This is a genomic window from Paraburkholderia sp. BR10923 (genome assembly GCF_040948765.1).
Classification (GTDB): domain Bacteria; phylum Pseudomonadota; class Gammaproteobacteria; order Burkholderiales; family Burkholderiaceae; genus Paraburkholderia; species Paraburkholderia youngii.
Genome location: NZ_JBFPKO010000004.1, coordinates 163,006 through 184,240, shown reverse-complemented (window position 1 = coordinate 184,240; position 21,235 = coordinate 163,006). Strand labels below are relative to the sequence as shown.

Here is a 21,235-nt window from a genome sequence, read left to right as displayed (position 1 = left end):
AACAATGAACCAGCAAGCCGAACCGTTCCTGAAAGAGCTTCAGGATCTCGACGAGTTCACCCAGGTGCACGTGTCGCGTCCGCACGAGTCCGCGCATCTGCACGTGAGCGGCCGCGCGACCTACACCGACGACATCCCCGAAGTGGCCGGCACGCTGCACGCGGCGCTGGGGCTGTCGTCGAAGGCGCACGCGAAGATCGTGTCGATCGCATTCGACCGGGTGCGCGCGACGCCCGGCGTGGTCGCGGTCTTCACCGCCGACGACATCCCCGGCGCCAACGACGTCGGCCCGATCGTTCATGGCGACGATCCGATCCTCGCCGACGGCGTCGTGCAATACGTCGGCCAGCCGATGTTCATCGTGGTCGCCAGCTCGCACGAAGCGGCGCGGCTCGGCGCGCGGCGCGCCGAAGTGGTCTACGAGGAACTGCCGGCGGTACTGACCGCGCAGCAGGCGCGCGCCGCGAACCAGTTCGTGCTGCCGCCGATGAAGCTCGCGCGCGGCGATGCCGGCACGAAGATCGCGCGCGCCGCGCATCGCGAGGCCGGCGAGATGCTGCTCGGCGGCCAGGAGCAGTTCTATCTGGAAGGGCAGATCTCTTACGCGGTGCCGAAGGATGACGACGGCATGCACGTCTACTGCTCGACCCAGCATCCGAGCGAAATGCAGCACCTCGTCGCGCACACGTTGGGCGTTGCATCGCATAACGTGTTGATCGAATGCCGGCGCATGGGCGGCGGGTTCGGCGGCAAGGAATCGCAGTCGGCGCTGTTCGCCTGCTGCGCCGCGCTCGCCGCATGGAAGCTGCTGTGCCCGGTCAAGCTGCGCCCCGATCGCGACGACGACATGATGGTGACCGGCAAGCGCCACGATTTCCACTACACGTACGAAGTCGGTTACGACGAAGACGGCGTGATCGAAGGCGTCGCGGTCGACATGACCTCGCGCTGCGGCTTTTCCGCGGACCTGTCGGGCCCGGTGATGACGCGCGCGCTGTGCCACTTCGACAACGCGTACTGGCTGTCGGATGTATCGATCGACGGCTTCTGCGGCAAGACCAACACGCAGTCGAACACGGCGTTTCGCGGCTTCGGCGGTCCGCAAGGCGCATTCGCGATCGAGTACATCCTCGACAACGTCGCGCGCTCGTGCGGTATCGATGCGCTCGACGTGCGCCGCCGCAATCTGTACGGCAAGACCGAGCGCAACGAGACGCCGTACGGCCAGGTGGTCGAAGACAACGTGATTCACGAGCTGATCGACGAACTGGAAGCGACCAGCGACTATCGCGCGCGCCGCAAGGAGATCGACGCATTCAACGCGAACAACGAGATCCTCAAGAAGGGCCTCGCGCTGACGCCGGTCAAGTTCGGCATCGCGTTCAACGTCACGCACTTCAACCAGGCCGGCGCGCTCGTCCATATCTACACCGACGGCTCGGTGCTCGTGAATCACGGCGGCACCGAAATGGGCCAGGGGCTGAACACGAAGGTCGCGCAGGTCGTCGCGCATGAACTCGGCGTCGGCTTCAAGCGCATTCGCGTGACCGCGACCGATACGAGCAAGGTCGCCAATACGTCGGCGACGGCTGCTTCGACCGGCTCCGATCTGAACGGCAAAGCCGCGCAGGACGCCGCGCGCCAGTTGCGCGAGCGGCTCGCCGCTTTCGCGGCCGAGCGCTACGGCGCGGGCAGCGTGACCGCGCGCGACGTGCGTTTCGCGCATGATCGCGTGGTGGTCGGCGAGGTCGCCGTGCCGTTCGAGGAAGTGATCGCCAAGGCTTATCTCGCGCGTATCCAGCTATGGTCCGACGGTTTCTACGCGACACCGAAGCTCTACTGGGATCAGTCGAAGCTGCAAGGCCGGCCGTTCTATTACTACTCGTACGGCGCGGCGGTATCGGAAGTCGTGATCGACACGCTGACCGGCGAAATGCGCGTGCTGCGCGCCGATGCGCTGCACGACGTGGGCGCCTCGCTGAATCCGGCGCTCGACGTCGGTCAGGTGGAGGGCGCGTTCATTCAGGGCATGGGCTGGCTCACCACCGAGGAGCTGTGGTGGAACGCGGGCGGCAAGCTGATGACGCACGCGCCGTCGACGTACAAGATCCCGACCGTCAACGACGTGCCGCCGGTCTTCAACGTGAAGCTGTTCAAGAACCGCAACGTGGAGGACAGCATCCATCGTTCGAAGGCGACCGGCGAACCGCCGCTGCTGCTGCCGTTCTCGGTGTTCTTCGCGGTGCGCGACGCGGTGTCGGCGGTGGGCGGCCACCAGGTCAATCCGCCGCTCAACGCGCCCGCGACCAGCGAGGAAATTCTGAAGGCGGTCGGAGCGGTGCGCGCCGCGACCGCGGCCGCGCGGCAGGCTTGATGCGAATGGCGGACGAGCGGGAGCGCGAGATGGAAGCACGCCTGAACAATTATCTGAACGGCACCGGCACCATCGACGATGCCGCACCGGTGCGGATCGGCCGGCGTAGCGTCGCGTCCGAACTGGCACCGCGGCCGGCGCCGATGCACATCGTGCTGTTCGGCGCGGGGCATGTCGGCCATGCGCTCGTGCAATTGCTCGGCAGCCTGCCGTGCGTGGTCCAGTGGGTCGACGAACGCGACGAACTGTTCCCCGACGAAACGCCGCCCAACGTGCAGGTCGAAGCGACCGACACGCCCGATGCGATCGTCGACGCCGCGCCGCCCGGCGCGTGGTTTCTGGTCATGACGCACAACCATGCGCTCGATTTTTCGCTCGCCGCGCGCATCATGCGACGCCGCGATTTCAGCTACTTCGGGATGATCGGCTCGAAGACGAAGCGCGTGAAGTTCGAGCGGCGTCTGCTCGAACGAGGCGTGGAACTGGAGCGGCTCGCGGAGATGACTTGCCCGATCGGCGTCGAAGGCATCGTCGACAAGGCACCCGCCGCGATCGCGATTGCGGTGTGCGCGCAACTGCTGCGATTGAGGACGCGGCAGGCCGCGAGCCAGATTCACGCAACCGAGCCGATCGTGGCATAGGCAACGCGCAACGGCTTGCGCGAGTGTTCGAGGGGGACGGGCTCACACGCCGTCCCTTTCTTTATTTGCCGCTGGACGGTTGTTGCTGGCCCCGCTGCGGCGTCTTCACGCGCGGCGTCTTGCGCGCGACCAGCTCACTCGACACCTCGGACATCAACGTCCTCAGCCAGCCGATATCGCTTGGCCGATCCGGCTGCGGATGCCACAACTGATAGCAGCGGATGCGCGGAAACGCGATCGGCACATCGACGACCGCGAGCGGCAGCATGCTCGCGTAGTGCATCGCGAAGCGCCGCGTGGTCGTGAAGATCAGATCGGATTGCAGAAGCGTCTGCGCGACCAGCCCGAAGTAGGGCAGCGTAGCGACGATGCGCCGGCTCGCCTTCGCGCGCGCGAAGCCGGTATCGATCGCGCCGCCGCGCGTGCCGCTGTACGGTGTCGGCGCCAGATGCGGCGCGGCCAGATAGGCGTCGCGCGTGAGCGGCTCGCGCGCGAGCGGATGGTCCGCGCGCATCATGCACACGACGGTATCGGCGAACAGGTCGCTGCGCTCGAAGCGCGGATCGGGCTTCGGCCAGTTGCCGATCACGAGATCGAGTTCGCCGGCGTCGAGCGCGGCCGAATGATCGAGCAGCGGCCCCAGCGATTCGATTTCCAGCCGCGCATGCGGCGCCGCTTCGCGAAATCGCGCGATCACGGTCGGCATGAAGAAGTCGTTCAGATAGTCGGGCGCGGCAACGCGAAACGTGCGGCGTGAGCGGCCCGGGTCGAAATCGCCGTGCGGCGTCGCGACGAAATCGACATCGCGCAGCACGCGCTGCGCGGCCGCGAGCAGTGACTCGCCGTATTCGGTCGGCACCATGCCCGACTTGCCGCGCACCAGAATCGGATCGCCGAGCGTTTCGCGCAGCTTGCGCAGTGCGGTGCTGATCGCGGGCTGGGTCTGGTTCAGCCGCATCGCGGTCTGCGTGACGCTGCGCTCGACGAGCAGCGTGCGCAGCACGCGCACGAGCCAGATATCGAGTGAGGCGGCGGTGTCGTCCATGGTCGAAGCGTGGTGACGCGGGCGCAGCCGATCGGCTCGCCGCGCGGCGAGCGCGTGGGGTGCGAAAGCTTATAACCTTAGGCCCGTTTGCGCGTCGGCGGCATAGCGGGCGCGGTATGGCCGGCATCAGCGCGGCGTGCGCCGGCGGCGCTTCTGGGGCCGAAGCCGCAGCCACGGCGCGGCCCGCTGCCGCCGCCGTGTTATACCGGTGCCGGCTTGTCCGCGAGGCCCCACGGCAGCGAACTGATTCGCTTCACTTCGCGCGATTCGAGCCAGTTCGGCGTGCGTGCGCAGTACAGCACCATCGGCAGCGCGTCCTCGCCCCAGAACAGCTGATCGTTCAGACGAAACGTCGGCACGCCATAGACGCCGAGGTCGATCGCATCGGCGGTATTGCGCTGCAGTTGCCCCTTCACCGCTTCGTCCTGGATCAGCTCGGGGCCGTCCGGCCTGCCGACGCGCTCGCACAGTTCGGCGAACGCTTCGTCGCTCGACGGGTCGCGCCCGTCGCGCCAGATGAAGCGGAAAATCTCGCGCACGAATTGCACGTCGCCGTTCGCGGCGGTCGCGAGCAGCAGCGGTTTCATCGAATCGAACGGATGGGCGGGCGGCATCTTGTACGGAATGCCGAGCTGCTCCGCGCGAAACAGCGCGTGCCGGTACATGAAGATGCGCTTGGCGGGCACGCTGTACGCGGAGCGCTGGCCCCAGTGGCGATACAGATCGTTCAGCACAACCGGCGTGAATGCGAAGTCCATGCCGGGCCATTTGTCGTGTTGCTCGAGCAACAGGTAGGTGAACGGCGAGACGAAATCGTAAAACCACAGCGGCTGTTGGGCGTCGATGCCAACGGTCATAAAGGTCTCCCGGATTGCCTGTGTCGGACGGAGCGGAGGGTGCGTCCGCTATCTCATCAAAATTGTAGCGATCTTACGCGGTGCGCTCCCGGCTTGCACCGGTCGATATCCCTTGGTGGCGGGCGGCGGGTGCGGGTTCAGGCGGTGTCGCCGGCGCGCTCAGCCTTTGACTTGATCGGCCGCCTGCTCGTCGGCTTCGTCCAACCCGCCCTGCGTGTCGCGGCTTGCCGTGAGCCGCCGCCGCACGAAGCCGATGTGCTCGCGCAGCACGTAGAACTGGTCCGCGTATGCGAGCGGCATCTTCATGCCGTTGACCGAGTCTTCGATCGTGTCGAGCCGCTCGATCAGCGACGCGCGTTCGGCCGGCGAGTGTTCGCTGAGCGCGCTGCGCTCGATCGCGATCAGCGCGCCGTACCAGCGATAGATGCGCGACTTGACGCGCCACGCGTACAAGCCCGGCACCACGCGCAGCGCCGGCACCAGCAGCACGATCAGCGGCACGACGATCACCAGCAGGCGGTCCGCGAGGCTCGCGATCCAGAACGGCAGCGTCCGGTACAGGAAGCTCTTGCCCGACTTGTAGTAGCGCGCGGCATCGTCGGACAGCGGGAAGTCGTGCGCGAGCGGCGCGGGGAATTCGCCGGCGCGCTGCATCGTCGTCGCGCCGCCGTGCACCTCGCGCGCGGCTTCGATCAGCAGATCCGACAGCGCCGGATGCAGCGAATCGCGCGCGATCAGCTCGGCGGTCGGCGCGACGATGCTGATCGAGTTCGCCGGCAGGTTCTTGCCGAGGTCGAACGCGCCCATCGGCACCTTCAGCTGCGTCAGGTACGGAAAGCGGCGCGTGTACGCGTCGGCCTGCGAAAAATCGTAGAAGCGCACGTTCTGCGTGCGGTAGAGCTTGCCCATCACGGCCGGCTGCGCCGAGTCGCCGGCGAGGAAGGTCGCGTCGATCGTGCCGTCGATCAGCGCGTCGGCGGCTGCGTCGCCCGTCAGCGGCAGCAGTTGGGTCGGGCCGCCCGGCACGATGCCGTTGGCCTTCAGCAGCGCGAGCGCGAGCTCGCGCGTGCCGCTGCCCTCGGGGCCGATCGCGAGGCGCTCGCCCTTGAAGCCGGACAGCCAGTCGACCGGCGCGCCGCGATAGAAGATCGCGAGCGGCACGTAAGCGACGCTGCCGAGCGACATCAGGCTTTTGTCCTTGTCGACCGCGGCGGGCGCGATGCCGCTCTGCACGAAGCCGACATCGACGTTGGCCTTCGGGTCCAACAGTCGCTTCAGATTTTCCTGCGAACCCTGCGAGGCCAGCACGTTCAGCGTGATGCGGTTGCGCGCGAGGATCGCCTTGTACTTCTGCGCGGCGATCCAGAACGTGCTGCCGACCGGGCCGGCGCTAATCGTCAGCGTATTGGGCGGGGCGGGCTGGATCAGCCGCACGGCGGCCCAGATGCCGACGATCACGAGCAGCACGAGCGGGCCGAACGAGACCGCCAGGTCGCGCCACGAGATCGCGACAAAACGGGCGACGAGACGGGTAGGGCGGCTGCGGCCGGTGTCAGGCTTCATCGGATCTTCTGAAAACGGCGGTCGGTCGGGCTCGAATGCGCGCAGGCGGCTTGGGCGGCGCGCCAGCACGCGTCGCGCCGATGGTACCTGAGATTGGCACGGCCGCGAATCGCGTAGCCGCCCGTCGCGCCGACAAACGCGTAACAAATGGTGAGCGTCGCGGGTGCCCGCCAGCACGACGCTCAGGCAATTTTTGCGCGACCACGGAGCGTGTCCGTCTTTATCCGGCAAGCATGACGCAGCCGCTGTCGGTGCGCCACGCCGCGCGCTAAACCCTTTGCGCTTCTGTGCCGGCTAGATTAAATTGTGCATCGCTACCGCGATCCAACGTTTGCGGCGATATCCCGGCAAGACGGACAAGAACCGGGCACGTCGGCGGACTTCGCGGTTTGCCGGTTACCGATTACAGGTAATCAGCCTCTCTCGCCTCTTGCACATCGTGTCAGACGTTGATGGCCGTCGCGCACGCGCGCGTTCGCGCGATGACGGCCGCCCGTAGTCGTAACGTAGCCGCTTGTTGATGCGGTCCAATGTGAAACCAAGGAGAAGAGAGCTATGAAAACGGTCGGTTTTCTGAAAACACTGGGTGCGGTGGTGGCAATGGTGGCGGCGTGCAGCGTCTACGCCCAGAACGCTCCAGATACGGCGTCGGCGGCAGCCACCGTCAAGGCCGGCAAGGCAGCGAATCACGAACTTGGCCGTAAGGTGCGCCACGCGCTGACCAAGACCCAGGGGCTCGACGTGTCGCACATCGCCGTGCGCGCGCGTGGCGGTGCAGTGACGCTGACCGGCACGGTGCCGGACCAGGGCCAGGCCGATAAGGCCGGCGAGGCCGCCAAGGGCGTCGAGGGCGTGACGTCGGTGACCAACAAGCTGACGGCGAAGCAACAGTAAGCGGTGCGCGTGCGCGCGGCGCCGCAAGGCCCGCGTCGCGAGGTCTATCAATCGATTCGGAGGCTCCGGCATTTTCGCCGGAGCTTTTTTTTCGCCGCCGGTTTTGGGCGCGAGACGGGCGAGGTCTGCGGGACCGCAGCAATGTGGCTTGCCGCACGCACAGGTGCTGATCGAGGCGCGGCTGTCCCGGCTTCGTGCGCTGCGGCACAGTACCGATGCATCGCGGGGCGTACTTTGACGAGGAGGGAACGGGGAGCCAAGCTCATGCAAACCACGCAGTTTCGCTACATCGATCTGCCGATCGCCGATCGCGCGGCATTCGAACTGGTGTGCGCAAGACACGGTTTCGCGCCCGCGCATTTCGACATCAGCGCGAGCGCGGCACCCGGTGAGCCAGCGCACGAGCGGGTCGTCACCGTGCGGCGTGTCGACTGGTCACGGTCGTATCGCGACGGCCACGGTCAATGGGTCCGGCAGTTCGAGGCGGATCTGACCAGCCGGTTTTTCAAATAGACAGCGGTCGCGGCGTGTGCGCTTGACGCGTCTTCAGCGGGCGGCTCACGACAACACCAGCCGCACGCCGACCAGCGTCAGCGTCGCCGCGAGCAGATTGCGCAGCAGTACTTCCGGCGCGCGCGACGCCAGATAGCTGCCGATCGCGATGCCGGGCAGCGATCCCACCAGCAGCGACAGCAGCATCGACCAGTCGATCGAGCCGAGCAGCCAATGTCCGGCGCCCGCAAGCAAGGTCAGCGGCACCGCGTGCGCGATGTCGGAGCCGACGATGCGTGTCGTCGGCAGCATCGGATACAGCAGCAGCAACACCGTCACGCCGATCGCGCCCGCGCCCACCGACGTCAGCGACACCAGCGTACCGAGGATCGCGCCGGTCAGCATCGTCAGCGCGAGCGTGCGCCCCTGGCTCGGCGCGCGCAGCTTGCGCGCGCCGAGCGCCGCAAGCTGCGGACGGAACACCAGCGCGATCGCGGTAACCAGCAGTGCCGCGCCGAGCACGACCTGGATCAGCCGGCCCGCGCCCGGCGTGTCCATCCCGTAGCGATGCAGCAGGATCAGCGTGATGGTGGCCGCGGGCACGCTGCCGGCCGCGAGGCGCAGCGTGATCTGCCAGTCGACCGAGCCCTTCAGGCTGTGCAACAGCGTGCCGGTCGCCTTGGTGGCGGCCGCGTACAGCAGGTCGGTGCCGACCGCGGTGGCAGGGTGCACCTTGAACAGCAGGACGAGGATCGGCGTCATCAGCGAGCCGCCGCCGACGCCCGTCAGCCCGACCAGAAAGCCGACGAAGAGGCCGGAGACGGAGTACAGCAGATCGATGTGGGGGAGTGCCATTGAACGGACAGCTGACGCAGCGCGGGTGAAGGGTTGGGCGGCAAGGCCGGCGGACGCGCCGGAGCGGCTGGCGGCGGCGGTGTGCGGTGTGCTGCACGGCCGCGTCGGCCGGCGCCTGAGCGGCGAAAGGCGCTATTGTCGCAAAACTGCCGCGCCCGCGTGCGGCACTTACTCAGGGGGAGTTCGTCGCGGCTGGCAGCGCGCTGCGTTCGGCGGGTACGGCGCGGGTGCGCCGCATCGCGTGCGAGGCGCCGCTCAGAGCGCGCGGCGGATTTCGACGACGCCGAACGCCGCGAGCATCAGGCCGACCACGCGATCGATCGCGTGGCGCAGCCTGCTGCCGATCGCATGACGCGCGAGCGACACCATCGTCACCAGACAGCACCACCACGCGATCGAGCCGGCGAACACGCCGCCGACCGTCGTCAGTGCGATAGCCGGCGAAAACGCGCCGCGCGGTGCGAGCGTCGTGAACAGCGCCGCGAACATGATGATGGTCTGCGGATTGGTCAGCGTCAGCAGCAATGCGCTCGCGTACGCACGCAACGCGCCGGCGCGGCCGATCTGCGCGAGCTTGCCGTTGCCATTGCCGTCGGCGCTTTCAGCGGGCGGCTTCTGCAGCAGCGCGCGCACGCCGAGATACAGCAGGAACAGGCCGGCGAACAGATGCAGCGGGCGGTCGTACGCGAGCATGAACTGCGAAATGCCGACGAGGCCGAGCGCGGCGATCAGCCCGTAGGCCGCGTCGCCGCTCGCGATGCCGAAGCCGATCGCGAGTCCCGCGCGCGGGCCGCCCGTCAGCGTGCGGCGGATGCACAGCATGCCCATCGGGCCGACCGGCGCGGCGATCGCGAGGCCGACGCCGGCGGCGGTGAAAAACAGACTGGTGGTGGACATGAGCAGGTTCTCGAGCGGTTGTTCTGGTTGGAGTGTGCGGTGCAGGCGCGGCCCGGTCGTCCGCGGATAGCCGACGCACCCGCCAGCATAGCCAGACCGCAAATCGCGGGCAAGCTCGGGCAAGGGCGAAACGCGTGGCTGGGTGACTGCTCGTCAGCGCCCGCCGTCGTCAGGGCATAATTCCCAACTCCCAACTCCCAAATCCGCTTCGCCGATGTGGCAAATCGATCAGGTCACGCTGCGCTTGTTCATCGCCGTGTGCGAGGAAGGCACGATCGCGCGCGCGGCCGAGCGCGAGTTCATCGCACCGTCGGCGGTCAGCAAGCGGCTCGCCGATCTCGAAGCGCTCGTCGATGTTGCACTGCTGTCGCGCAGCCAGCGCGGCGTGCGCGCGACCGCCGCGGGCGAAGCGCTGTTGCGCCACGCGCGGCTCATCATGCGCGGCCACGAACGCTTGCAGGCCGAGCTCAGTGAATACGCGGCCGGCGCGCGCGGCCATGCGCGGGTGCTGGCGAACGTGTCGTCGATGGTGGAGTTCTTGCCCGAGGCGTTGTCCGCGTTTTTGCAGGCGAATCCGGCGATTCGGGTCGATGTCGAGGAGCGCGTCAGCGCGGACATCGTGCGCGGGCTCGAAGAGGGCGTCGCCGATCTGGGCATCTGTCGCGACACGGTGCCGCTCGGCAGTCTCGACACGCTGCCGTATCGCGCCGATCATCTGGCGCTGATCGTGCCGCGCGCGCATCCGCTCGCGGGCGAGACGCAGGTCGGCTTCGAACAGACGCTCGGATTCGATCATCTGGGCCTCGCCTCCAATGCGTCGGTCAACGCGCTGATGCAGCGCATCGCGCTGGAGAAAGGCAGCGAGTTGAACTACCGTACCTATGTCTCGACGTTCGATGCCGCCTACCGCTTCGTCCAGGCGGGTCTCGCGGTCGCGATCCTGCCGCGCGAGGCATTGCCGCGCCATGCCGCCAACGAGTACGGCATCGTCGCCGTGCCATTGCGCGACGCGTGGGCCGAGCGGCGCTTCGTTATTTGCATGCGCGATCGCGAGGCGTTGACGCTGGCGGCCGCGCGCTTGCTCGAGCATCTGTTGGACGCCAGGTAAGACGGGAGACGCACCTGGTCTCTCGCACCGGCAGTCCCTGGCAGCTCCCCCCCCCGGCGACGCCCTTCGCCACCTCTCCAGACAAACCCCTAAGCATTTCACCCAGGCGAGCGCCAAAGCCCGCCCTATCAGCCTGAGCGGCCATCGCGAGCAGCGATGGCGGGCGTCGTCAATGCAGACTTTGCCGCGCGTCTGCGCGCGAGCACGCTGTGATCCGGTTAGCGCATCACTTCTATCCAACGGGCGTCCGAAGCCCGCGTCCACGATCAGGATTCAAACCGATGAATGACACCCGCGAGCGCGTCGTCGTGACCGAAGTCGGTCTGCGCGACGGTCTGCAAAGCATTCCCCGCATCATGTCCACCGACGACAAGCGCCGCTGGATCGACGCCGCCTACGCGGCCGGCGTGCGTCATATGGAAGTCGCGTCATTCGTGCCGGCGAAGCTGCTGCCGCAAATGGCCGACGCCGCCGCAGTAGTCGCCCACGCCCGTAGCTATGACGATCTGAGCGTCACGGCGCTCGTGCCGAACCTGAAGGGCGCGCAGCACGCGCTCGATGCCGGCGTAGAGCGCATCGTGGCGCCGATTTCGGTGAGCGTCGCGCATAGCGTCGCGAACGTGCGCAAGACGCCCGCCGAGATGATCGACGCGTTCGCCGCGATGCGTGAACTGATCGATCGCGCGTCTTCGGCGGGTGGGCGCCGCGTCGAGTTGATCGCCGGTTTGTCGACGGTGTTCGGCTGCACGCTGCAAGGCGCGGTGCCGTACGCGGATATCGCCGCGATCGCGCGCGCCGCGGTGCAGGCCGGCGCCGACGTGATCGCGCTCGGTGACACGACCGGCGAGGCGACGCCGCGCCAGGTCGGCAAGGTGATCGAGCTGGTGCGCGACGTCGCGGGCGACAGGCTTCGCTCGCTGCACTTCCACGACACGCGCGGCCTCGGTCTTGCCAACACGCTGGTCGCGCTGCAGCACGGGATTCGCGAATTCGATGCGTCGCTGGCCGGTCTCGGCGGCTGTCCGCATGCGCCGGGCGCGACCGGCAACGTCAATACCGAAGACCTCGTGTTCATGCTCGACAGCATGGGCTACGACACCGGCATCGACATCACGCGGCTGCTCGCCTCGCGCGCAGTGCTCGCGCAAGCGCTGCCGGGCGAGCCGCTGTATGGCTATCTCGCGCGAGCGGGATTGCCGAAGCAGTTCGCGCACGCGCAACCGGCCGTGCGGGAATCCGCTGAGCCTTCCGAATCTTTGCGTTATTCCCATTCTTTTGCTCCGCAGGTGCCGCAATGACTCCGCTTTCCTCCGCTACCTCAGCTCCGTCTTCGACGTCTTCGGCATCTTCGGCGTCTTCGCCGCAGCCCGGCACGCTGCCGCTCGCGGGCATCCGCGTGATCGAGTTGTCGCATATGGTGATGGGCCCGACCTGCGGCATGATCCTCGGCGACCTCGGCGCCGAAGTGATCAAGGTCGAGCCGCCGCGTGGCGACAGCACACGCCGGCTGCTCGGCACCGGCGCGGGATTTTTCCGCACCTTCAATCGCAACAAGAAGAGCGTCGCGCTCGATCTCGACAGCGAAGCCGGTCTCGCCGCGCTGAAGCAACTGGTCGATAGCGCCGACGTCTTCGTCGAAAACTTCAAACCCGGCCGCATGGCGAGTCTCGGCCTCGATTACGCGACGCTGCGCGAGCGCAATCCGAAGCTGATCTACGTGTCGCACAAGGGCTTTCTCAGTGGTCCGTACGAACATCGTCTGGCGCTCGACGAAGTCGTGCAGATGATGGCGGGCCTCGCGTACATGACCGGGCCGGTGGGCCGTCCGCTGCGCGCGGGCAGCTCGGTCAACGACATCATGGGCGGCATGTTCGGCGCGATCGGGGTGCTGGCCGCGCTGCACGAGCGGCACGCGAGCGGCCGCGGCAAGGAGGTGCAGAGCGCGCTGTTCGAGAACTGCGTGCTGTTGAGTGCGCAGCACATGCAGCAGTTCGCGGCCACCGGCGTGGCCGCAGCGCCAATGCCCGAGCGCATCAGCGCCTGGGCCGTCTACGACGTGTTCACGCTCGCGCACGGCGAGCAGATGTTCATCGCCGCGACCGGCGACGCGCAGTGGCGCGCGCTGTGCGCGATTCTCGAGCGCGACGATCTGCTCGCCGATGCGCGCCTCGCGACCAACAACGACCGCGTGCTCGCGCGCGGCTGGCTGCTGCCGACGCTCGGCGAAAGCCTGAGCCGTTTCGACGGCGCGACGCTCGTGCCGCTGTTCGAGCGCAATCACATTCCGTTCGCGTCGATCACGAAGCCCGAAGAGCTGTTCGACGACCCGCACCTGAACGCGAGCGGCGGTCTCGTGCCGTTGACGCTCGACGACGGCAGCGAAACCGCGATGCCGTTGCTGCCGATTTCGCTCGATGGTGCGCGTCTCGGGCCGCGCCAGCCGATCGCGAAGATCGGCGAGCACACCGTCGACGTGCTGCGCGAACTCGGCTTCAACGACGCGCGGATCGCGGAGCTGAGCGGTGCCGTGCAATCGCGGAAGCCCCGCGCGGCTGCGTGAGCGGCTGCACGAGCGCCGTGCCGCGCCGCACCCGTTGCAACGGGCAATAGACCAAAAACTCTGGAGACAGACGATGAAATCGTCGAATCAGGCGATGTACGCCACTGCGCTCGGCGAAGCGGCCGGCGCGCTCGATGGCTCACCCACGGACGCGGGCGCCGGTGCGGCAGCGGCGGGCCGCGCCGGCGCGATCGCGCTCGATGGCGCGCGGATTTCCTCGCGGCTCGACCGGCTGCCCGCGACCCGCACGATCTGGCAGCTCGTGATGCTGCTGAGCTTCGGCATGTTCTTCGAACTCTACGACCTGATGTACTCCGGCTATATCGCGCCGGGCCTCGTGCATAGCGGGCTGCTCACGGCCACGACGCGCGGGCTGTTCGGCACGAGCGGCGTCGCGAGTTTCATCGCCGCGCTGTTCGCAGGCCTGTTCATCGGTACGGCGGCGTGCGGCTTTCTCGCCGACCGCTTCGGCCGCCGCGCGATCTTCACGTGGTCGCTGCTGTGGTATACGGCGGCCAACGTCGTGATGGCGTTCCAGCACACGGCGCTCGGCTTGAACTGCTGGCGCTTTATCGCGGGGATCGGCATCGGCGTCGAGATCGTCACGATCGGCACGTATATCTCCGAGCTCGTGCCGAAGCACATTCGCGGGCGCGCTTCGGCGTGTTCGCAGGCGGTCGGCTTCTGCGCGGTGCCGATCGTCGCGTTTCTGTCGTATCTGCTGGTGCCGCAACGGGTGTTCGGTTTCGATGGCTGGCGTGTGGTTGTGCTGATCGGCGCGATTGGCGCGATCGTCGTGTGGTGGATTCGCAGAGGTTTGCCGGAGAGCCCGCGCTGGCTCGCGCAAAAGGGCCGCCTCGAAGAAGCCGACGCGGTGATGACGCGTCTCGAAGCACGCGTCGCGCGCGAGTACCAGCGCCAATGCGGCCTGCCGTTGCCCGAGCCCGCGCTGCCCGAACCGGTGCGCGCGCGGGCGGCGTTTCGCGATCTGCTGGTGCCGCCGTATCGCAAGCGCACGCTGATGCTGGTCATCTTTCACGTGTTCCAGACGATGGGCTACTACGGCTTCGCGAACTGGATTCCGACGCTGCTGATCAAGCAGGGCGTCACGGTGACGACGAGTCTGATGTACGCGAGCATCATCGCGATCGCGGCGCCGCTCGGTCCGTTGCTGGGATTGCTGATCGCCGATCGCTTCGAGCGCAAGAGCGTCATCATCTGCATGGCGGCGGTCAACGTCGTGTGCGGACTCGCGTTCAGCCAGGCGCGCGAGACGGTGCTGCTCGTGAGTCTCGGCGTGTGCCTCGTGCTCGCGGGCAACATCATTTCGTACAGCTATCACGCGTATCAGGCCGAGCTGTTTCCGACCGGCATCCGGGCGCGCGCGGTCGGCTTCGTTTATTCGTGTAGCCGGATTTCGGCGATGTTCTCGGCGTTCGTGATCGCCGCCTGCCTCGGCCGCTTCGGCGTGAACGGCGTGTTCGTGTTCATCTCGGGGGCGATGGCGATCGTCATGGTCGCGATCGGTACGCTGGGGCCGAAGACGCGCGATGTCGCGCTCGAGGATATTTCGAAGTAGCTAGGAGTCCTGGCGAGTCTCGTCGTTGCTCGACAGCCGGTCCGACACGTTGCCGAGCAGCAGCGCGAGCAGCACGACGCCGATCATGGCGAACAGGAACCCGCCGATCATCGTGGCAAGTATCAGCGTGATCCATGAAATGCCGTTCATGTGAGCGGTTCCAGCGCGTTTGTCGGGGGCATCGTAGCCCGTTCAACATCATTTCTATGTGCGCTTGCCCGCCGTAAGCCTGTCAGGCGACGCCGAACTATCGTCGCAGCGTGCCATTACGCGGCGCGTTCTGGATGGGTGTCACCTTCGTTGCGTACCGGGAAGCGGGCTTCGTTCGCTGTCCGCGACCATCATTGCGAAGAACCTCATAGTGCCTTTCCGCAATCGGTTGGCGGAAATGCACCCGGTCGCACCCGATGTATTCCGCCATTGGCCCGCCTATTGCGGTGACGCTAAAGTTGTCCGATATCCATGTTTCAGGTCTGAAACGTTAATCGCCATGTTTATATTCCAGCCGTCAATAAAAATGATTTAAATAATCTTTTCTGGCGCGTTGAGTGCTTGTATTGGACGGTGGAATCGGCGGTCGCGCGGCGCTTGCGCCGATGGTCAGCGGAGCTTGCCGATGAAGCCGGGCTCGCCAGGGAGGGTGGGGTACGTTCCACTCACCCTCGGCGAATTCCGGCAAAAAATCGCTTTTAGAATACGCGACAGTGGGTGAATAAAGCGGAGGTGCGCCGTTTTTCGAGTAGCCCGACAGTGTGCGCTGGCGTACGCATTCATTTTTCAAATTGCTTTAAGCTTCACGAGTGCATATTCAACCATATGCGGATAGACGATTAATCCATTGAAAAGACGGTCGCTTCGGTATTGAGCCGAATTGCACTGGCCGATCATGTAGTCATAGCGCCAATATGTCCGCACTTTCGGACATGGCGGCAGAGCGCCGGAGGTCGTCGCTATGATGCACTGCGCGGAGTTCGCATTGCGCGTGATCGTCAAAGGTGTAGTTGATCGTTTTCTGTTCGAGAGGATGACTATGACCTGCGCGAGTCTCGAGTCTGCAATGCTGCGCTGGGTGCATGCGCCGAACAAGGGCGTGCGTCGTGTCGCGATTCTGTTGTTCAACGACTGCTCGCTGCAAGGAGCGGGAGTTATCGCCGAGGTGTTCCAGGCTGCCAACGAACTCTCCACTTCCGGTTCGGGCGCGTGGCTGTACGACGTATCGTTTTTATCCGCCGACGGCGGCATGGTGAGTTCGTCGTCGGGGTTGCGCGTATGGACCGACGGACTCGATGCGCGCCATTACGTCGGCTTCGATGCGCTCTATGTGGCGGGCGGCAAGGGCGCGGCGTCCGCAGCGCGCGATGAGCGTGTGCTCGGATGGCTGCGGCGGGTGCGTCGCAACACCGCGATGATCCGCTCGATCGCCGAAGGGCGCGCGGTGCTCGACGCGGCGGCGCTGCCCGAAGACAAGGATGCGAGCGACCTGCGCCAGCCAACTATGGCCAGGAATGGTACGGGTTCGGCAGAGCAGGGTGCCGTCGAACTGAGCGACCGGCTGGAATCGATGCGCAGCGCGCTCGCGATGATCAAGCGCGATCTGGGCAACGCGACCGCACGCTCGGCAGCCGAACGGCTGCTGTCGGACTCGTGCACGAACCTCGCGCCGCTGCTCGGCGAGGACGGCGGCATGAGTCCCGGCGACAAGGTTCGCGCGGCGGCGCGCTGGCTGCAGGAAAACTGCCAGCAGGCGATTTCGATTGCGGATGCCGCGCAGTTCGCGGCGATGAGCGAGCGCAACTTTCTGCGCCGCTTCAAGATGGAAATGGGTATTACGCCGTCGAATTTCCTGTTGCACGAGCGCCTCGCGGTGACGTGCAGCCTGTTGACCGAATCGGAATTGCCGGTCGACAAGATCGCCCGTCGAACCGGGATGGGCAACGGCGATCGGCTCGCGAAAGTGTTTCGCAAGCGGATGAGGATTTCGCCGACCGAGTTCAGGATTCAAAGCCGCCGCATGGCGGGCGAGTAGCACCGACGGAGCCAACCCGGTCACCGCGCAGTGCAGGCTGGGACGGGTCCGTTGTTCGTTGTACCTTGCAGACCGATAAGGATTCCCGATATGTTGACGCAGGCAGGTGTGAGCGCCCGATCCGTCGAGCCGAACGGCGCAAGCGCCGGGGTTGCTGGCGCGCGCTGCGCGCACATCGTCCCGGTCATTCTCGCGGGTGGCTCGGGCACGCGGCTTTGGCCGGTGTCGCGCGAAAACTTTCCGAAGCAGCTGATCGACGTGGTCGGCTCCGACTCGCTGCTGCAGGCGACAGCGCGGCGGCTCGAGGGCTTCCCGGCGGGCTGGAGCGTCGACGCATCGCCGATCGTCGTGTGCGGCGAGGAACATCGCTTCGTGATCGCCGAACAGTTGCATGAAAACGGCGTCGACGCGCGTCTGATCGTCGAACCTGCGCGCCGCGATACGGCGCCGGCGCTGACACTCGCGGCATCGCTCGCGTGCGCCGCCGGCGACGACGCGATCCTGATCGTGATGCCGGCCGATCACGCGATCGCGGACGTGCCCGCGCTGCAGCGCGCGCTGGCGTGCGCGGCGCACCACGCGAGCGAGGGCGCGATCGCGACGCTCGGCGTGCCGCCGACGCGTCCCGACACCGGCTTCGGCTATATCCGCATCGGCGTCGCATTGGCCGCCGGCGGCCACGCGATCGACGGTTTCGTCGAGAAGCCCGCCGAGGAAATCGCGCGGCAATACCTGAGCGCGGGCACCTATTGGTGGAATAGCGGCATCTTCATCGTGCGTGCGCGCGTGTGGCTCGACACGCTCGCGTCGCTGCGGCCTGACATGCATGCGCCCTGCACGAGCGCGTTCGCGAGCGGCAAGCAGGACGGCGACGTGTTCCGGCCGTCGCACGACACGTTCCTCGACGTGCCCGCCGATTCGATCGACTACGCGGTGATGGAGCGTCTGACCGAACCACCGCCGGCAGAAGGCGACAGCGCGAGCAACGCCGACACGCAAGGCGCGGCGCCGAGCGAGACGCAAGCTAGAAACCCGGCCGCGGGCATGCCGCCCGGCGTCGTGATCCCGCTCGAAGCCGGCTGGTCCGACCTCGGCTCGTGGGACGCGGTATGGGCCGCGATGGAGAAGGACCCGAACGGCAACGCCGGGCGCGGGCGGGTGACGTTCGAAGGCGCGGTGTCCTGCTATGCGCATTCGGAAGGGCGGCTCGTCGCGTGCGTCGGCACCGCCAACGTCGTCGTGGTCGAGACCGCCGACGCGGTGCTCGTGGTGGACCGCTCGCATGTGCAGGACGTCAAGGGGCTCGTGTCGCGCATCAAGGCGCAGCACGCGCCGGAGGCCGACGCGCATCGCAAGGTGCGGCGCCCGTGGGGCTTCTACGATTCGATCGATCGCGGCGAGCGCTTCCAGGTCAAGCGCATCGTCGTGACGCCCGGCGCGAAGCTGTCATTGCAACTGCATCATCACCGCGCCGAGCATTGGGTGGTCGTGCGCGGCACCGCGCTCGTCACGCGCGGCGAAGAGCAGTTCCTGCTCAGCGAAAACGAATCGACCTATATTCCGCTCGGCACGCGTCACCGGCTCGAAAACCCGGGCAGGGTGCCGCTTGAAATCATCGAAATTCAGTCGGGTACCTATCTCGGCGAAGACGACATCGTGAGGTTTGACGACAACTACGGCCGCTGCCCGTAGGCAGCCCATGCACACCCTTTTTGCGTACAGGAAGGCGGAACGAGGTAAGGAAAATGCGCAAGTTTCAGGATCTGCTCGCGCGGATTTTCGATGTCGCTTTGGTATTGGCGGGCGCGACCGTGGCGTCACGGATTCGCTTCGACTATCTCGGCCAGTCGGGTTTCTACTGGGTGCTGGTGATGTTCTCGGCTGCGTTCGCGCTCGCGATCTTCCCCGCGTTCGGGGTATATGAATCATGGCGCGGCCGCTCGAAGCTCGGGCTCGCCGGGCAGGTGTCGCTCGCGTGGCTGATCGTGCAGGCCTGCGCGCTCGTGCTGATGTACTCGCTGCATCGCATCGATATCGTGTCGCGGCTGTGGTTCTCGTACTGGACGGCGACGACGGGCGGCCTGCTGATCGCGAATCGGGTGATTACGCACGCGGTGCTCGCGCGGGCGCGCGGCGCGGGCATGAACCTGCATCAGGTCGCGATCGTCGGCAGCGGCTCGCAGTGCGATGCGATCCTGCGCCGCATCGAGTCGGCGCCGAGCGCGGGCTTTCGCGCGACCGCCGTCTACAACACGCGCCCGGACGACTCTGGCGTGACGAATCCGCGCGTGCCGGTGTTCGATCGCGTCGATCTGCTGGCCGACTACATCCGCAGCAACGACGTGCACGAACTATGGCTGATGCTGTCGCTGTCCGAAGAGCCGCTGATCTGCGCGCTGATCGACGAGTTCCGCGACGACCTCGTGAATATCCGCTTCATGCCGGACGTGCGCAGCCATGCGCTGTTCGAAGGCAGCGGCGTGGTCGATCTGCTCGGCGTGCCGGCGATCAATCTGGTCGCCTCGCCGCTGTCGGCCAACGCGATGCTGAAGAAGGAAATTTTCGACCGGCTGTTCGCGGCGACTGCGATCGTGGCCCTCGCGCCGCTGCTCGTTTGCATCGCGATCGCGGTGAAGCTCTCGTCGCGCGGACCGGTGCTGTTCAAACAGAAGCGCAAGGGCGCGGACGGCCGCGTGTTTACGATCTACAAGTTCCGCTCGATGCGCGTGCATACCGAAGCGAAGGGTACCTTGAGCCAGGCGACGCGCAACGACAAGCGCGTGACGAAAGTGGGCGCGTTTTTGCGCCGCACGAGCCTCGACGAGCTGCCGCAATTTTTCAACGTGTTGCGTGGCGACATGTCGGTCGTAGGACCGCGTCCCCATGCGCTCGAGCACGACGACCTCTATCAGAAGGTGGTCGCGGGCTATATCAATCGCTACCGGATCAAACCGGGAATCACGGGCTGGGCGCAGATCAACGGCTTCCGTGGCGAAACCGACCGCATCGAGAAGATGGAGCGTCGCGTCGAACATGACCTGTACTACCTGGGTCACTGGTCGTTCGCACTCGATATGCGGATCATCGGCGCGACGATTGTCGCCGGACTGGTGCATCGAAACGCTTATTAGAAAGTCGATAACAACGCCTCGGGGCGAAGGAGTAAAGATCATGAGCTCACTTGGTTTTCGCACAGGAAGTCTTGTGGTTTTCGCTAGTGCAGCAGTATTGCTTTCCGGATGCCAAATCGTGCCGGGACAACGGATGATCACGCCGGCCGGGATTCAGGACACGGGTGGCGAATTCAGTACCGAAGCTTCGCAGCAGAAGCAGATTCCGATCACCGATATCAATCTGGAACTGCTTAGGAAGATAGGTGCCGATCAGAAGGCTTCCCAACTGCCGCCGGAGACGGCGGGGCTGTTCGGCAAGCCGGCGCCGTACAAGCTGGGCCCTGGCGACGTGCTGCAGATCGTCGTGTGGGATCACCCGGAACTCGCGGCCGCTCTTGGCCAGCCGCCGAGCAATTCGCGCCCTAGCGATGCGATGCCGGGCTTCCTGATCGATGAAACCGGCGACATCCAGTTTCCGTATGCGGGCACACTGCACGTCGTGGGCAAGACCGTCTCGCAGATCCAGCGCGAATTGAATCAGCGTTTGAGCAAGGTGTACCAGAAGCCTGAGATAACGGTGCGCGTCGCGTCGTTCCGTAACGCGACGGTGTATGTCGATGGCGAAGTGCGCACGCCGGGCACGCAATCGATCAACGACGTCCCGATGTCGCTGACGAACGCGATCGGCCTGGGCGGCGGCTTCACCACGACCGCGGATCGCAGCCGCGTCGATCTGATCCGCAACGGCACGACCTATAGGCTGAACATCGACGACCTCGTCAAACGCGGCCGCAATCCGTCGGAAATCTATCTGCAGCCGGGCGATACCGTGCGCGTGAACGCCCGCGAAGACAGCGGCGTCTACGTAATGGGCGAAGTCAACAAGCCGGCCACGGTGCTGCCGCTGCGCAACGGCTCGCTGACGCTGTCGCAGGCGATCTCGGACGGCGGCAGCTTCGACTCGAACACGGCCTCGGGGCAGCAACTGTTCGTGATCCGCAATTCGACCAGCGAGTCGCCGCAGATCTATCACCTCGACGCGACCTCGCCGGTGGCAATGCTGCTCGCGAACCAGTTCGAGCTGCAGCCGAAGGACATCGTGTACGTCGGCCAGGGCGGTCTCGTTCGCTTCAACCGCGTGCTGAACCTGCTGTTGCCGGCGATCAACGCGGCGGTGACGGGAGTCGTCGTGTCGAAGTAACGCAGGCGTGACGCGATATCTGAACCGGCA

18 protein-coding genes are annotated in these 21,235 nt (G+C 66.1%); 12 read left to right on the top strand and 6 right to left on the bottom strand.

Annotated features, from left to right (window positions below; genetic code table 11):
* Window positions 1–4: 4 nt before the first annotated feature.
* Window positions 5–2,374: a xanthine dehydrogenase molybdopterin binding subunit gene (gene xdhB, locus AB3X94_RS09350; RefSeq protein WP_368611374.1), complete on the top strand. Its 2,370-nt coding sequence runs from the start codon at window positions 5–7 to the stop codon at window positions 2,372–2,374.
* A gap of 29 nt (window positions 2,375–2,403) precedes the next feature.
* Entirely contained in the window at window positions 2,404–3,015 is a 612-nt protein-coding gene (xdhC, locus tag AB3X94_RS09345) for a xanthine dehydrogenase accessory protein XdhC (protein ID WP_368611373.1), read from the top strand.
* 61 nt (window positions 3,016–3,076) lie between these two features.
* Here the strand turns inward: xdhC and AB3X94_RS09340 are convergent, their stop codons facing one another.
* The 3 genes from AB3X94_RS09340 to AB3X94_RS09330 all read right to left on the bottom strand — a co-directional run bounded on the left by AB3X94_RS09340 (window position 3,077) and on the right by AB3X94_RS09330 (window position 6,480).
* Entirely contained in the window at window positions 3,077–4,060 is a 984-nt protein-coding gene (locus AB3X94_RS09340) for a LysR substrate-binding domain-containing protein (RefSeq protein ID WP_184225960.1), read from the bottom strand.
* Window positions 4,061–4,260: 200 nt separating this feature from the next.
* Window positions 4,261–4,917, bottom strand: a complete 657-nt coding sequence (locus tag AB3X94_RS09335) for a 2-hydroxychromene-2-carboxylate isomerase (RefSeq protein ID WP_368611372.1) — start codon at window positions 4,915–4,917, stop codon at window positions 4,261–4,263.
* Between the two features lie 159 nt (window positions 4,918–5,076).
* Complete coding sequence (locus AB3X94_RS09330; RefSeq protein WP_368611371.1) at window positions 5,077–6,480, bottom strand: TAXI family TRAP transporter solute-binding subunit; 1,404 nt, start codon at window positions 6,478–6,480, stop codon at window positions 5,077–5,079.
* Window positions 6,481–7,035: 555 nt separating this feature from the next.
* Between AB3X94_RS09330 and AB3X94_RS09325 the strand changes: the two genes are divergently transcribed.
* Window positions 7,036–7,374 (top strand): BON domain-containing protein, encoded by a 339-nt coding sequence (locus AB3X94_RS09325; protein ID WP_176122554.1) that lies wholly within the window; start codon window positions 7,036–7,038, stop codon window positions 7,372–7,374.
* A gap of 264 nt (window positions 7,375–7,638) precedes the next feature.
* Window positions 7,639–7,887 (top strand): hypothetical protein, encoded by a 249-nt coding sequence (locus tag AB3X94_RS09320; RefSeq protein ID WP_368611370.1) that lies wholly within the window; start codon window positions 7,639–7,641, stop codon window positions 7,885–7,887.
* A 45-nt stretch (window positions 7,888–7,932) separates the two neighbouring features.
* Here the strand turns inward: AB3X94_RS09320 and AB3X94_RS09315 are convergent, their stop codons facing one another.
* Window positions 7,933–8,721, bottom strand: coding sequence for a sulfite exporter TauE/SafE family protein (locus tag AB3X94_RS09315; protein ID WP_368611369.1), 789 nt, complete (start codon window positions 8,719–8,721; stop codon window positions 7,933–7,935).
* Between the two features lie 255 nt (window positions 8,722–8,976).
* Window positions 8,977–9,618 carry a LysE family translocator gene (locus tag AB3X94_RS09310; RefSeq protein WP_368611368.1) on the bottom strand — a complete coding sequence of 214 codons (642 nt, stop codon included), beginning with the start codon at window positions 9,616–9,618 and terminating at the stop codon, window positions 8,977–8,979.
* A 214-nt stretch (window positions 9,619–9,832) separates the two neighbouring features.
* On the opposite strand from AB3X94_RS09310, the gene AB3X94_RS09305 reads away from it, so the two are divergent.
* From AB3X94_RS09305 to AB3X94_RS09290, 4 genes are all read left to right on the top strand, one after another.
* On the top strand, window positions 9,833–10,726 hold the full coding sequence (locus AB3X94_RS09305; RefSeq protein ID WP_368611367.1) for a LysR family transcriptional regulator: 894 nt from the start codon (window positions 9,833–9,835) through the stop codon (window positions 10,724–10,726).
* A gap of 281 nt (window positions 10,727–11,007) precedes the next feature.
* On the top strand, window positions 11,008–12,024 hold the full coding sequence (locus AB3X94_RS09300; protein ID WP_368611366.1) for a hydroxymethylglutaryl-CoA lyase: 1,017 nt from the start codon (window positions 11,008–11,010) through the stop codon (window positions 12,022–12,024).
* Window positions 12,021–13,286, top strand: a complete 1,266-nt coding sequence (locus tag AB3X94_RS09295; RefSeq protein ID WP_368611365.1) for a CaiB/BaiF CoA transferase family protein — start codon at window positions 12,021–12,023, stop codon at window positions 13,284–13,286. Before AB3X94_RS09300 ends, AB3X94_RS09295 begins: the two co-directional genes overlap by 4 nt.
* A 73-nt stretch (window positions 13,287–13,359) precedes the next feature.
* Window positions 13,360–14,865: an MFS transporter gene (locus AB3X94_RS09290; RefSeq protein WP_368611364.1), complete on the top strand. Its 1,506-nt coding sequence runs from the start codon at window positions 13,360–13,362 to the stop codon at window positions 14,863–14,865.
* On the opposite strand, the gene AB3X94_RS09285 is transcribed toward AB3X94_RS09290, so the two are convergent.
* Window positions 14,866–15,015 (bottom strand): hypothetical protein, encoded by a 150-nt coding sequence (locus tag AB3X94_RS09285; RefSeq protein WP_176109418.1) that lies wholly within the window; start codon window positions 15,013–15,015, stop codon window positions 14,866–14,868.
* Window positions 15,016–15,895: 880 nt separating this feature from the next.
* Between AB3X94_RS09285 and AB3X94_RS09280 the strand changes: the two genes are divergently transcribed.
* The 4 genes from AB3X94_RS09280 to AB3X94_RS09265 all read left to right on the top strand — a co-directional run bounded on the left by AB3X94_RS09280 (window position 15,896) and on the right by AB3X94_RS09265 (window position 21,205).
* The gene (locus tag AB3X94_RS09280) at window positions 15,896–16,891 is read left to right on the top strand and encodes a GlxA family transcriptional regulator (protein WP_368611485.1); all 996 of its coding nucleotides are present in this window, start codon (window positions 15,896–15,898) and stop codon (window positions 16,889–16,891) included.
* A gap of 90 nt (window positions 16,892–16,981) precedes the next feature.
* Window positions 16,982–18,583, top strand: a complete 1,602-nt coding sequence (locus AB3X94_RS09275) for a sugar phosphate nucleotidyltransferase (protein ID WP_368611363.1) — start codon at window positions 16,982–16,984, stop codon at window positions 18,581–18,583.
* Window positions 18,584–18,636: 53 nt separating this feature from the next.
* Complete coding sequence (locus tag AB3X94_RS09270) at window positions 18,637–20,022, top strand: undecaprenyl-phosphate glucose phosphotransferase (protein WP_368611362.1); 1,386 nt, start codon at window positions 18,637–18,639, stop codon at window positions 20,020–20,022.
* Window positions 20,023–20,062: 40 nt separating this feature from the next.
* Window positions 20,063–21,205, top strand: coding sequence for a polysaccharide biosynthesis/export family protein (locus tag AB3X94_RS09265; RefSeq protein WP_368587666.1), 1,143 nt, complete (start codon window positions 20,063–20,065; stop codon window positions 21,203–21,205).
* Window positions 21,206–21,235 lie beyond the last annotated feature (30 nt).

Bases quoted from the DNA above. Each gene is read 5' to 3' on its own strand.
- AB3X94_RS09290 (WP_368611364.1), top strand. From the start codon at position 13,360: ATGAAATCGTCGAATCAGGCGATGTACGCCACTGCGCTCGGCGAAGCG.
- AB3X94_RS09315 (WP_368611369.1), bottom strand. From the start codon at position 8,721: ATGGCACTCCCCCACATCGATCTGCTGTACTCCGTCTCCGGCCTCTTC.
- AB3X94_RS09270 (WP_368611362.1), top strand. From the start codon at position 18,637: ATGCGCAAGTTTCAGGATCTGCTCGCGCGGATTTTCGATGTCGCTTTG.
- xdhC (WP_368611373.1), top strand. From the start codon at position 2,404: ATGGAAGCACGCCTGAACAATTATCTGAACGGCACCGGCACCATCGAC.
- AB3X94_RS09275 (WP_368611363.1), top strand. From the start codon at position 16,982: ATGTTGACGCAGGCAGGTGTGAGCGCCCGATCCGTCGAGCCGAACGGC.
- AB3X94_RS09305 (WP_368611367.1), top strand. From the start codon at position 9,833: ATGTGGCAAATCGATCAGGTCACGCTGCGCTTGTTCATCGCCGTGTGC.
- AB3X94_RS09300 (WP_368611366.1), top strand. From the start codon at position 11,008: ATGAATGACACCCGCGAGCGCGTCGTCGTGACCGAAGTCGGTCTGCGC.
- AB3X94_RS09335 (WP_368611372.1), bottom strand. From the start codon at position 4,917: ATGACCGTTGGCATCGACGCCCAACAGCCGCTGTGGTTTTACGATTTC.
- AB3X94_RS09310 (WP_368611368.1), bottom strand. From the start codon at position 9,618: ATGTCCACCACCAGTCTGTTTTTCACCGCCGCCGGCGTCGGCCTCGCG.
- AB3X94_RS09330 (WP_368611371.1), bottom strand. From the start codon at position 6,480: ATGAAGCCTGACACCGGCCGCAGCCGCCCTACCCGTCTCGTCGCCCGT.
- AB3X94_RS09340 (WP_184225960.1), bottom strand. From the start codon at position 4,060: ATGGACGACACCGCCGCCTCACTCGATATCTGGCTCGTGCGCGTGCTG.
- xdhB (WP_368611374.1), top strand. From the start codon at position 5: ATGAACCAGCAAGCCGAACCGTTCCTGAAAGAGCTTCAGGATCTCGAC.
- AB3X94_RS09265 (WP_368587666.1), top strand. From the start codon at position 20,063: ATGAGCTCACTTGGTTTTCGCACAGGAAGTCTTGTGGTTTTCGCTAGT.
- AB3X94_RS09280 (WP_368611485.1), top strand. From the start codon at position 15,896: ATGACCTGCGCGAGTCTCGAGTCTGCAATGCTGCGCTGGGTGCATGCG.
- AB3X94_RS09325 (WP_176122554.1), top strand. From the start codon at position 7,036: ATGAAAACGGTCGGTTTTCTGAAAACACTGGGTGCGGTGGTGGCAATG.
- AB3X94_RS09295 (WP_368611365.1), top strand. From the start codon at position 12,021: ATGACTCCGCTTTCCTCCGCTACCTCAGCTCCGTCTTCGACGTCTTCG.
- AB3X94_RS09320 (WP_368611370.1), top strand. From the start codon at position 7,639: ATGCAAACCACGCAGTTTCGCTACATCGATCTGCCGATCGCCGATCGC.
- AB3X94_RS09285 (WP_176109418.1), bottom strand. From the start codon at position 15,015: ATGAACGGCATTTCATGGATCACGCTGATACTTGCCACGATGATCGGC.